General features: G+C 39.4%; 11 protein-coding genes. 10 read left to right on the forward strand and 1 reads right to left on the reverse strand.

The features are described from left to right. Positions 1-32 precede the first annotated feature (32 nt). From mreC to ZA06_RS03270, 9 genes are all read left to right on the forward strand, one after another. Positions 33-821 (forward strand): rod shape-determining protein MreC, encoded by a 789-nt coding sequence (gene mreC / locus ZA06_RS03230; protein ID WP_316931770.1) that lies wholly within the window; start codon positions 33-35, stop codon positions 819-821. Further along, a complete protein-coding gene (locus ZA06_RS03235; protein ID WP_053975960.1) occupies positions 814-1,320 on the forward strand; it encodes a hypothetical protein in 507 nt (168 codons plus the stop codon). The genes mreC and ZA06_RS03235 overlap by 8 nt, the downstream gene beginning before the upstream one ends. Continuing rightward, complete coding sequence (mrdA, locus tag ZA06_RS03240; RefSeq protein ID WP_053975961.1) at positions 1,317-3,257, forward strand: penicillin-binding protein 2; 1,941 nt, start codon at positions 1,317-1,319, stop codon at positions 3,255-3,257. The genes ZA06_RS03235 and mrdA overlap by 4 nt, the downstream gene beginning before the upstream one ends. Before the next feature lie 3 nt (positions 3,258-3,260). After that, positions 3,261-4,538, forward strand: coding sequence for a rod shape-determining protein RodA (gene rodA / locus ZA06_RS03245; RefSeq protein ID WP_053975962.1), 1,278 nt, complete (start codon positions 3,261-3,263; stop codon positions 4,536-4,538). 150 nt (positions 4,539-4,688) lie between these two features. Continuing rightward, positions 4,689-5,300 (forward strand): DUF502 domain-containing protein, encoded by a 612-nt coding sequence (locus ZA06_RS03250; RefSeq protein ID WP_053975963.1) that lies wholly within the window; start codon positions 4,689-4,691, stop codon positions 5,298-5,300. A gap of 27 nt (positions 5,301-5,327) precedes the next feature. After that, complete coding sequence (locus ZA06_RS03255) at positions 5,328-6,488, forward strand: hypothetical protein (protein ID WP_205625691.1); 1,161 nt, start codon at positions 5,328-5,330, stop codon at positions 6,486-6,488. 51 nt (positions 6,489-6,539) lie between these two features. Further along, positions 6,540-7,691 (forward strand): BamA/TamA family outer membrane protein, encoded by a 1,152-nt coding sequence (locus tag ZA06_RS03260; protein WP_053975965.1) that lies wholly within the window; start codon positions 6,540-6,542, stop codon positions 7,689-7,691. Positions 7,692-7,913: 222 nt separating this feature from the next. Next, entirely contained in the window at positions 7,914-8,645 is a 732-nt protein-coding gene (locus ZA06_RS03265; RefSeq protein WP_053975966.1) for a DUF2092 domain-containing protein, read from the forward strand. 19 nt (positions 8,646-8,664) lie between these two features. After that, positions 8,665-9,792, forward strand: a complete 1,128-nt coding sequence (locus ZA06_RS03270) for a DUF6515 family protein (RefSeq protein ID WP_082331977.1) — start codon at positions 8,665-8,667, stop codon at positions 9,790-9,792. Positions 9,793-9,872: 80 nt separating this feature from the next. On the opposite strand, the gene ZA06_RS03275 is transcribed toward ZA06_RS03270, so the two are convergent. Beyond that, a complete protein-coding gene (locus tag ZA06_RS03275) occupies positions 9,873-10,889 on the reverse strand; it encodes a zinc-dependent alcohol dehydrogenase (RefSeq protein WP_053975968.1) in 1,017 nt (338 codons plus the stop codon). Positions 10,890-11,405: 516 nt separating this feature from the next. Between ZA06_RS03275 and ZA06_RS03280 the strand changes: the two genes are divergently transcribed. Continuing rightward, on the forward strand, positions 11,406-12,284 hold the full coding sequence (locus tag ZA06_RS03280; protein ID WP_053975969.1) for a hypothetical protein: 879 nt from the start codon (positions 11,406-11,408) through the stop codon (positions 12,282-12,284). Positions 12,285-12,286: the final 2 nt, after the last annotated feature.

Genomic DNA, 12,286 nt, shown 5'->3' on the forward strand with positions numbered 1-12,286 from the left:
AAATCATCAACTTTGTTATACGCAACAAAATCGTGCTTTTGTTTTTGCTCTTATTTGGTATCTCGCTTGCTTTAACAATTCAGTCCCACTCCTACCATAAAAGTAAATTTATTAGCTCCGCCAACTTCTTCACTGGCGGCATTTATAAACGCGCCCATGGTATTGGACAGTATTTTAACCTAAAGACCGAAAACGAACAATTGGTGGAAGAAAACGTAAGATTAAAAACCTTATTATACAATTCACAAATTGCCGATACCACTCAAGAGTTCCAAAAGGACACTTCCTTTTATGGAGGGGTATTTCGGTTTATTCCGGCAAAAGTTTATAAAAACAGTTATTCAGCTACCAAAAATTACCTAATGCTCAACAGAGGAGAGCGTGATGGCGTGAAACAAGATTTTGGGGTGGTTACCTCACAAGGTATTGTGGGGATTATTGAAAACACCTCCAATAAATATGCTACGGTACTTTCCATATTGAATACCAAGAGTAAAATCAACGCCCAACTTAAGAACTCCAATCACATTGGGTCTTTGGTATGGAATACCAAATCCTATGAACTGGTGCAACTCACAGACATCTCTAAGTTTGCCCCTGTAGCGGTTGGCGATACCATCATTACAGGAGGACAGTCTACTATTTTCCCAAAAGGCGTCCCTATTGGAACCATAGATTCCTTTACCACGGATATAAGTGGTGATACCTATACCATAGATGTAAAACTTTTTAACGACATGACTAACATTGGTCATGTATATATCATCGAGAATACCGATGCAGAAGAAATTAAAACCTTGGAACAATCGGTAGATGAATAACAGTAATGTAAATATAATCATCCAGTTTGTCTCCTTACTATTGGTGCAGGTATTGGTGCTTAATCATGTTAACTTTTTGGAATACATCAATCCGTATCCCTATATCTTATTTATCCTACTATTCCCGGTAAGAGCCAATAGATCACTTATCATTTTCTTAAGTTTTCTATTAGGGCTATTGGTAGATATTTTTTCAGATTCCGGAGGTATCCATGCTGCTGCGTGTGTGACCTTGGCGTTTATTAGGCCAGCGATCCTAAAATTCTCATTTGGGATGATTTACGAATACCAAAGTATTAAATTCAGTCAGACCGAATTTGGACGACGCTTGGTCTATTTTTCCATTGGTACCGTAATCCATCATTTTATGATGTTTTCTTTGGAAGTTTTTAACATTTCAAAAATAATTTTAGTCCTGCAAAAGACGTTATTCTCAAGTATTTTTACTATAATACTAAGCCTATTGATTACAGTATTATTTAGCAGAAAACGTAGATGAGAAAATTATTACTTTTTTCAACGGTGCTCCTTGTTGGAATTATCTTTATTGCCCGGTTGTTTTACTTACAGATCTATAACCAAACTGCCTACAACCTCTTTGAAGACAATGCCATTAGAAAGGTATACGACTACCCCAAACGAGGTTATGTGTATGACCGAAACGGTATTTTATTGGTTGCCAACCAGCCATCTTATGACGTCATGGTCATTCCACGAGAAGTGGAGCCTTTGGACACCCTAGAATTTTGTGAACTTTTAAAAATTACCAAGGAAGATTTTACCCGTCTTTATGACAAGGCCTATCACTATTCGCCAAGGCTTCCTTCGGTGTTTGTTCCTCAGCTCTCCAAAAAGGATTACGCTATTCTTCAGGAAAAAATGCGCAAGTTTGAGGGTTTTTACATCCAAAAACGATCTCTTAGAGATTACCAAACTTCCATTGGAGCCAATGTATTGGGAGATATTGGGGAAGTGAACAATGCTATAATCGCAAAACAGCCCTACTACAAAATGGGTGACCTTATAGGGAAACAAGGGGTTGAAATTTCTTATGAAGAAGAATTACGCGGTGTAAAAGGTATTAAGTTTATACAAAAAGACCGTTTCAACCGAAACATTGGTCCCTATAAAGATGGGATCTACGACACCTTACCTCAACCCGGAAAGGATATCACTATCACCATCGATTCCAAACTGCAGGAATATGGGGAGTTATTGATGAAGCACAAACGAGGAGGGATTATTGCCATTGAACCTAGCAGTGGCGAAATCTTAACCATGATTTCTTCTCCAACCTATAACCCCAACCTTTTGGTGGGGCGTAACCGTTCCAAAAACTTTACTAAGCTTTACCTAGATACTTTAGCGAAGCCCTTATACGATCGCGGACTCCAAGCTATGTATCCACCGGGGTCTCCATTTAAAGTCATAAATGCGCTTATCGGCCTTCAAGAAGGTGTGGTAACACCTAGAGACCGGTTTACCTGTAATCATGGTTATAGCTATGGAAACAGAAAAATGGGCTGTCACGGCCACTCTGGTATTTCCGATATGGATATTGGAATTTACAAATCCTGTAACTCCTATTTTGCCAATGTGTACAGACGCATTATAGACAAATATGAAACTCCAGCCCAAGGCATGGATGTTTGGAGTAACCATGTTAAAAGTTTTGGATTAGGCGACTACTTGGGTTATGACCTACGTATTGGTCAGCCAGGTAAAATTCCTGATGCCTCCACCTATGACCGCGCTTATGGCAAAAAAAGATGGTACACCACTTTTACCCTATCTAATGCCATTGGACAAGGAGAAGTATTGACTACTCCAATCCAATTAGCGAATATGGCCGCCGCTATAGGGAATCGCGGGTATTTTTACACCCCGCATATCATTAAAAAGATTGAAAACGATACCATAGACAGTAAATATCTTACCCTTCATAATACCACAATCGACAAAGTACATTTTGAACCTGTCATTCAAGGAATGTTTGACGTTTACAATAAAGGAACAGCCCAGACTTTACAGGTTCCTGGAATAGAGATTTGTGGAAAAACGGGAACCGCTGAGAACTTCACCAAAATAGATGGGGTTAAAACCCAGTTGACAGACCATTCCATATTCGTGGCTTTTGCCCCGAAAGACGATCCAAAAATTGCCATCGCTGTATTTGTAGAAAATGGTTATTGGGGAAGTCGTTTTGCCGGACGTATTGCCAGCCTTATGATTGAAAAATATTTGAAAGGCACTATTTCCCGAACCGATATGGAAAATTGGATTTTAACACACAGTTTGGAAAACGAATATAGCAAACCTTATTCTGGAAAACCTTTCCAAATAAACGGGCATACCACCCTTCAGGTTATCGAGAATTATCGCGACAAGCCTGATTCAAACAACGACATCACCATACCCCAAACATGGAACCCATAAAGCATGCATAGAGAGAATATAGGATTACGTTTCGACTGGATTACGATCATACTTTTTTTGATTTTGGTTGGTTTTGGGTGGCTCAATATCATGTCTGCTTCGCATATGGGAGACATTACCAATTACTTTGACATGGACCAGCCTTACGGTAAACAACTCATGTTTATCATGATGACCTTGGCCCTCATTGTAATCATCCTTTCCATAGAAGCAAAGTTTTATGAACGTTTTGCCAGTGTCATTTATTTGGTATCCCTCATTTCCTTGGCAGGTCTATTTGTCTTTGGAAAAAACGTTAATGGCGCCACCTCTTGGTATGGTATTGGCGGGATGACCTTACAGCCAAGTGAGTTCGCAAAATTTGCAACTTCACTTGCCGTAGCGAAGCACATTAGTGACCTACAGACTAACTTGAAATTTCTTAAGGACCAATTAAAAACCATTGCCATAATTTTTATACCGGCATTGTTGATTCTTTTACAAAATGACGCTGGAAGTACTATTGTTTATGCCTCCTTCTTCTTTGTTTTTTACAGAGAAGGAATTCAACAAATTTATTTGATTATTGGAGTCATCATCATGCTACTATCAGTGCTATCCTTAAAATTTGGAGTACTGCCCACTTCCCTATTCTCGGCACTTGTTATTTTGGGACTCTATTTTTATAAGCGAAAGAAACAAGCCTCCATATTAATGCCTTTGACCATTTTGGCGCTTTGCATTGGCTTTTCTTTTGCGGTACGGAATTTTTATGACCACGTTCTAAAGCCTCACCAAAAGGACCGCATCAGTCTATGGTTACGTTTGGAAAAAGACCCAGATAAATTGGAACAAATGAAACGGACCATTCTCTACAACCTCAACGAATCTGAAAAAGCCATCAGTTCTGGAGGCTTAACAGGAAAGGGCTTTTTGCAAGGCACCCGTACTACTGGTAAATTTGTTCCAGAGCAACACACCGATTATATTTTTAGCACCGTTGGAGAAGAATGGGGATTCGCAGGCACCACTATGGTAGTCGTCCTTTTTGTTGCCCTTATCTTAAGAATACTCTACCTCGCCGAATCGCAAAAGAGTCAATTCAGTAGAGTTTACGGCTATTGTGTGGCTTCTATTTTATTTGTCCATTTCACCATCAACACAGGAATGGTTATGGGGCTCATCCCCACTGTGGGTATCCCGCTTCCCTTTTTCAGTTATGGGGGTTCTGGGCTTTGGGGTTTCACTATTTTACTGTTCATTTTTATAAAATTGGACTCCAACAAAATCAATGAGTGGTAAATTTTATAAGTGCTTCAATCCCAATAAATACAAGTAGTCTGTGAATTAAACTGACAATTTCCATTTTTACGTCATAATTACTGACATACAATTCTTTAGGGTTCTTAAATCTTTTTCGTACATTTATGTATCACCTTAAGAATCAGCACTATGTCATTCGTAAAAAAATCTTCACAAAGCATCTTTATTGGAGGTTTATTTTTTATGGTTCCTACCCTTATCCTGATCATGTTATTTGGAAAGGCCTTAAAGCTGATTTTGCCCTTAGCAAAAGCCCTTTCCAATATTTTTGATCTGCATTCGGTCTTTGGAACCGCTTCGGTGACCTTGATGAGCCTAGTGTTGCTTTTTTTAATTTGTGCAGGAGTGGGTCTTTTGCTCCAGAGAGGATTCCTAACTCAATGGAGCCCCAAAACCGAGCAACGGCTGTTTTTTCATTTCCCTGCTTTCCAAATGCTCAAATACCGCCTTTTGGATGAGAAAAAATTAAAAAATTCAAGTCTATGGAAAGCTATTTTACTGAAGGAAGACTCGAATTTCACCATTGGTTTTATAACCGATGACACCCATCATTCTTACCTTACTCTTTATTTGCCAGACGCTCCTAAAATGGATGCCGGGCAAATTAGATATGTCTTGAAGTCCAATTGCGAGTACTACCCCATCACCATGAAACAAGCCATGAATGCCTTACATGATTTTGGAAAGTGCCCAGATTTAAGCCAATTACTTTCTTCCATTAAAGCCTCAAAAACAACATAAGCCACCAACAAACAAATTCAAGAATCCATGACCCTCACAATTTTATCCAACAATAACCCTTTTTGCCTTCAAAATATCTTTTTGACTGCTCTTTTCTTAATTGTTTTTGGGAATATGAAAATTAATGCCCAAGATGCCTATACCAATCAAACAACACAGGATAGTATCATTGCCAACACCTACCCTTATGTGTTACCTGTTTGGGGACAAAAAGTTCAGGAGCGGGGAATGGCAGATCAAATGCAATTGCCCTTCGGCTTAAATGTTAATTATGTGAATGCCTTTGTGGATTTGAAAATTACAGAATTCCAACTTTTGGTTGGTGATACTGATTTATCAGGAATTATCAATTCTGAAACCTTAAATTTTCAAGAAGTAAATGGCACCACTAATGGTGCCAATTTTAGGGCCGATGCCTGGATACTCCCCTTTTTGAACATTTATACCCTATTCTCTGTTGTAAAAGGAGGCACCATTGTAAGTTTGCAACCCACTTGGAAAGACGATACCGGTGAAATCATGCTCCAATTACCTGAGTTTTCATCAGAAGTTGAGTTTGACGCCCTAGCTTATGGAGTTGGAACAACCTTGGTTTTTGGATGGCACCGTTACTTCTCCAGCATCGATTTAAATTATTCTCGCACCGATACCGACCTGCTCAAAGAACAACTTGGTTATTTAACTCTCTCCGCTCGCTTAGGACATTCCTTCAGGTTAAGCAAACGCAGAAAAGACATTTTTATAGCGCCCTATTTAGGCATGATGTACCGCGATTTTGTAGGTGCCGATGGTAGCAGTGGCCAAATAAACCTCAATGAAGTATTCCCAGATTTGGATGCCACTTTTAACCAAAAAGTGGAGGATAAAATTGCAGCAAACCAAGAACTGATAGACAACCCAACCACACCACCGGGTCAAAAAATAAAACTGCAAGCCCAAAACCAAGCCCTTACCACTATTCAGGAACGGGTAAATGATAGCGGCGTGTTTAGAACTAGTTTTAACTATTTTATCCGTAAAGAACTTATTCAATCCATTACCTTCCAATTTGGCTTCAATTTTCAACTTAACAAACATTGGATGTTACGTGGCGAATATGGTGTGGCAGACTCCCAACGCTTTTTAATGACAGGTTTGCAATACCGTTTTGGAATCAAGAAAAGATCTTATAAAGAATTGCTACAATAAAAACCCTTTATGCCATAACCCTATTTGCTTTGAATATCAAAATTTAACGCCATGCACACAAAATTCCTATTCGCCCTTCTATCCGTATTATTTGTTTTGCAAGTACAAGGTCAACCAAAAGGCATTAAACGCTATATGGAAAAAAGGGAACAGAAAAAGGATAGTGCCATTGCCCAAGGACGTCCCTTTATGAGCATTATTGCTGGTCCCGGCTACACCCCTGAAAACGGTCTTTTGGTTGGTGCAGGCATGATCTATACCTTTAAAACTAACCGAAAGGACAGCCTGATACAGCGCTCTTCCATCCCTTTTATGGGTTTTATTAGTACCAAGGGCAATTTTGGCTTTAACTCCAACCTTAGGACCTTTTGGCTGCATGACAAACTTCGCGCGAATATCTTGGCCAAATTTTCGGTAGCCAATGACAATTATTTTGGAGTAGGTTTTTCAAATATCAAACAATTGGAGGAAGGGGATTCCACTACAGCTTTTAAGCGCCAAAAATTTATTATCAAACCATTGATCATGTACCAACCCATAAAGCATTTATATGTTGGTGGAGGATTCGACTTTAATTCTACAAAGGTTCAGGAAACCAACCCCGTTATGGACGAAGATGCCTACTACAATCAATTTGGACCCGATAATTTTAATGTGGGCTTAACTTTCACCTTGAATTATGACAGTAGGGACATTATTGTAAACCCCTATAAAGGCTACTTCTTCAATTTTGCTGCAGGTTTTTATGGGGATTATTTGGGAGGTGATAACGATTATAACATCTACGAGCTAGACTTTAGGACCTACCAACAGATCCACCGGCCGGGAAACACCATTGCCCTTAAACTCTACGGTAGATTTGGTAGTGGCGACATCCCTTATGAAGAACTCACCAAATTAGGCGGCGGCGACGGTTTACGAGGTTATATCGAAGGACATTATAGAGACCGTACGGGTCTTTATTTTCTAGCGGAATGGCGACATATGTTTTTAAAGAACGACGGAAACATGAGCAAACACGGCGTGGTGACATGGCTGGGATCTGGTACCATTGCCTATAACCCCGATAGTATTGAAGAGTGGATTCCAAACTTTGGAATCGGGTATCGTTTTGAGGTGCAACCCCGCATGAATGTTAGAATTGATTTTGGTATAGGAAGGGAATCTTCTGGATTGTATTTCAACTTTACGGAAGCCTTCTAAGTTGAATTCCACACAACGAATTTTGAGTGAAGTTAGCCTCCATATTCTCAGAAAACACAAAGGGAGAAAACTTCACTTATCTTTTTGATTAACAATAATTTACTTTCAAAATATCTTGTAATAATTGACAATTTTTAAGTACCTTTAAAATTCCAATGTCCTCGAAGACATAGCCCCACTTCAAGAACCAACGTGTTTATTTTCAATTGCAAGCTTCTTATTATGAAAAAAGTACTTCTATTAGTAATGATTCTTATGACCCTTCCATTGTTAGGGCATGCTCAAACAGCCAAAGATATCGACGCCGAAGCCGTGCGCGTATTGGATAAAATGACGGACGCCATTAGTGAATTGACCTCTTGCAGTGTCCATGTAAAAAACTCAATAGACACCCTCAACGCCGATAACAAACTAGTAAAATATCACCGTAGCAGTGATGTCCAATTCTCGGGGCCCGACAAATTACTCATACAAATACAAGGAGATACTGGTCATAAAGGCTATTGGTACGATGGCTCTTTCCTAACCTATTATTCCTATGATGAAAATAACTATATCACCTTGGAAACCCCCAATACCACTTTGGAAATGATTGATGCCATGCACAAACGCTTCGACTTTGAGTTTCCTTCAGCCGATTTTTTCTACCCTCATTTTGTAGATGATATTTTAGACGACTTCCAATCTGTTAAATACAAAGGCGCTTCTAAGGTAGAAGGTGAAAATTGTGACCATGTTGTTGCCGACAATGACAAAATGAAGGTTGAAATTTGGGTCTCCAAAAATGCGCCCAATATGCCCAAGCGTTTTTTAATTACCCATAAAGATGAGCACAACCGTCAATACGAAAGTGTTTTTAGCAACTGGAACCTAAGCCCTGTCATTCCTGATGAAACCTTTGTTTTTTCAGCTCCGGCAAATTCCAAACTTATTAGTGTTATGTCCAAGTTATAATCTCGCAATGCCTTATATTATGAAACCATCTATTGTAATTTCTTCCACTATAAAATCCTATCTAAGTGCTTTAGCCTTGTTAGTAGCCCTTAGTTTGCCTTCCAATCTATTCGCGCAACGCCTCAACCACCGACCTGCCGGAGGAGGACATTCTGTGTCCAGAGCAACACCAAGTAGAAGCAGGCCTGCTTCCACCCCAAAAGTCAATCGCTCTACGCGACCTACCACTTCCAAACCCACTATTAATGGTGGGCATACAACTACAAGACCTACCACACGGCCTAGTACCAGTACCAAGACCCCTAGTAAACCTACTACCACCAAACCCACAACCACTAGACCTACAACCACCAGGCCTACAACCTCAACGAGCCGCCCTACATCCAATGTAAAAAACCATACCACCAATAGACCAGGAACCAACAACGCTAACAATAATCGTCCTGGAAATAATAACAATAACAGGCCAAATAATAATGCAAACCGACCTGGGAACAATAATAATCGGCCAGGAAACAATTACAATCGTCCTGGCGGTAATACTAATATTAATATTAACGTAGATAATAGGAACCACCACAATACCTATGTACGTCATAACTCTAGGCCTTACCATAGACCTCCTCATCATTACGGAGGCCATTTTTACTATTCCTACCATCCTTACTATTACCATCCTTTCCGTCCTTTTTATTGGGGAAGCTATTGGCATCCTTGGGGCTATTTTGTAACCACTTTGGCTACCACGGCCATTGTTGTAAGTATTATTGATGCTGCCACTGATGACCATGAAGAATATCATTATGACAACGGAACCTATTACCTCAAAACCGAAGAAGGCTTTGTGGCAGTACAAGCTCCTGTAGGCGCCCAAGTCCCTTCGATTCCACAAGAAGCCCAAACCGTCACGGTTAATAACACTAACAATTATTACTACGGAGGTGCCTTTTATGAGAAAAATGCGGATGGTTATGTGGTAGTTCCTGCCACTGCCGGTACCATTGTACCCGGATTACCAGAAGGTGGTGAAGAAGTTAAAATAGGCGATATTACCTATGTACAATACGGAGACACCTACTACCAGCCGATACAAGTAGACGGCAAAAACATGTATGAAATCGTGGATGTCACTACAGAAGAAAAATAATACGATTGCTTCCATAAAAAATCGGTGGTTTCAATAGAGAAACCACCGATTTTTATTTTAACGATACTTTAGAGTAACGATTAAATACTGTCTACAATTACTTTTACCGATTGACTACTATCCGACTGTACCTCGAATGCTTTAGGTAAATCGGTTAAAGGAAAATGATGGCTAACTATAGGCGTCAAATCCACGATTCCCTTATCCATTAAATCGATTGCTTCCAAGAAATCCTCATTGGAATAAAACAATGATCCTCTTATCTGCAAACGTTTGTACACCACATGATTTGGACTGATGGTCATATCTTTACTATAAATAGCCAAAACAGTCAATTTACCATCGGGTGCCAAGAGTTCCAAACATTGTCCAAATAGGGCGCTTACCCCAGAACATTCAAAAGCAGCTGTTAAATTGGGGAGTTTCCCAGAATAATCCAGAGCCATCACACTACCAAAAAGTTCCGTTACTTTATCTTTAAGACTGCCATCAGTCTTTGGGTTAAACGTGTATTTGGCCCCCAATGTTTTGGCCAACTCCAATCGTTTCTCACTAATATCCGAAGCTATAATATTTTCTACGCCCTTACTTTTTAGGCCTGCAATGGTTACCAAGCCTATGGTTCCGCAACCGGATACCAATACATTGTCTTTGGCGGTCAACTGTGTTTTATTAATGGCCGCCAAGCCAACACAGAAAGGTTCCACCAAAGCTCCCTTTTCACTAGAAATAGTGTCGGGAATGACATATATATTATGATTGGCCTTGGCCTTATCTATTTTTACAAATTTGGCAAATCCACCGGGACTAGGTCCCAGTCCTACCCCATTGTACATAGGATTGACCACAACCCGATCGCCTACTTTTAGATCTTTGACGTCCTTTCCTACTTCTACCAATTCGCCACAAAACTCATGTCCCAATACCGATCCTTGAGGAACGAGTCCTTCATGGTAAATGTGCAAGTCGGTACCACAAATACCGGTCATTTCCACTTTAATAATTGCGCTGTCATCCGTTAATTCAGGAACTTCCTTATCCAATACACGTATGTCATGAACATCGTGAAATACCCCCGAAGGGTTTGCTTCTTTCATAATGGCTGTTTATTTATTGTTTTAACTTTAAAATTTCACACTAAAAATCACTTATTATTTTGATTTTCATAAAGTTAACCAAATTGACGCAGATTTCTAAATAAATAGGTTTTGTTATTTAAAGGACAACCATATCCTCCATTTTTCTCAGGAGGTCTGAGCCACAAATTCATTCAAAAATACCCCATAGGTTTCCATAGGGTTACTATAGGGTTGATATGGGGCTGCTATGGAGCAGCTATATGGCCTATTCATGGAAAAAATTAGTTCGCTCTTCGGAAGACACTCATATTCTTGTTATTCAGAATGAAGTGAAACGCAATTAAGAAATTATTGGAAAGCAAAGGGCTTCCTCCTTTGTCGGAATGACATAGACATCAATTTTTAAACACCAAGAAATAAATTGTGACTTGGAAAAGCTATCTTTAAACTCAAATAATCCCTACAAACTCAAACAACCAAATGAACTACCAACCAGCGTTCCTGATATTTTGCTTTCTAATCTATCATATAAATATGTATTGTCAAACCAACGATACTCTAAAAGAGCTTCTTTGGGAAAGCGTGTCGCCTTGTTATGAAGCTTTGACTAGCGAATTGGATCCAGATGACATTGAAAAGCTAAATGTATTTGAGCTTGAAGAGAACATTTACGATGAGAAGAATGGCTACATCCAATTAAACATAAGCTACCCAACTTGTGGGTGTTACTGCAGCAACATTGCTGGCGCCTATAAACAACAGAACAAGGATTACACCATATTGATTAATGAAGCTTGGAGCTGCTCCTCCGAAAGGAAACTACACTCGAATAAACCAATGGATTCTGTCCTTCCTAAAGGCTTCGGAATCAACACTTTTATACCGAGTTTGACCACTGAAAAATTACCACTGGATCAGGCTATCTTTTTCTTGAACCTCCAAATCCCAAGAAAAGGAACAGAAACCAAAGTAACTTTGGAAGTGATTCCCTTTGGCATTAACTTTTCTTCCAATTCTCCACTTACCTATGAATACTCCGAAAGTGACCAAAGCCAAAACTTGAACGATATCCAATATCTAGCTTCTAAAATTAAAGACAAAAAAACTTTGGACTATTTGGCAGAATCCACACATGATAGCATTGACCATAATGATTTTGAACTCATCAATTCTTTGATTGACCCAAACCATACAAGCAAAGCCTTTCAAAGTCTAGACAAGCTTTCTGCACAATTAAGAGAACTAAAATTTATCTTTTATCTCTACCATGCTATTGAATACAAAAGTCTCATCTTGGATTGGGACCAAGAAGCACAGCGCTTCTATATTAAAACACAAATCCCCAATAAGGAATGGATGGATTTTAGGTCCTTTTTATTAAGAAATGACTATTGGCAAGGGCCAAGCTGCTAGGA

It is taken from the genome of Mangrovimonas xylaniphaga (assembly GCF_001280435.1).
Classification (GTDB): Bacteria; Bacteroidota; Bacteroidia; order Flavobacteriales; family Flavobacteriaceae; genus Mangrovimonas_A; species Mangrovimonas_A xylaniphaga.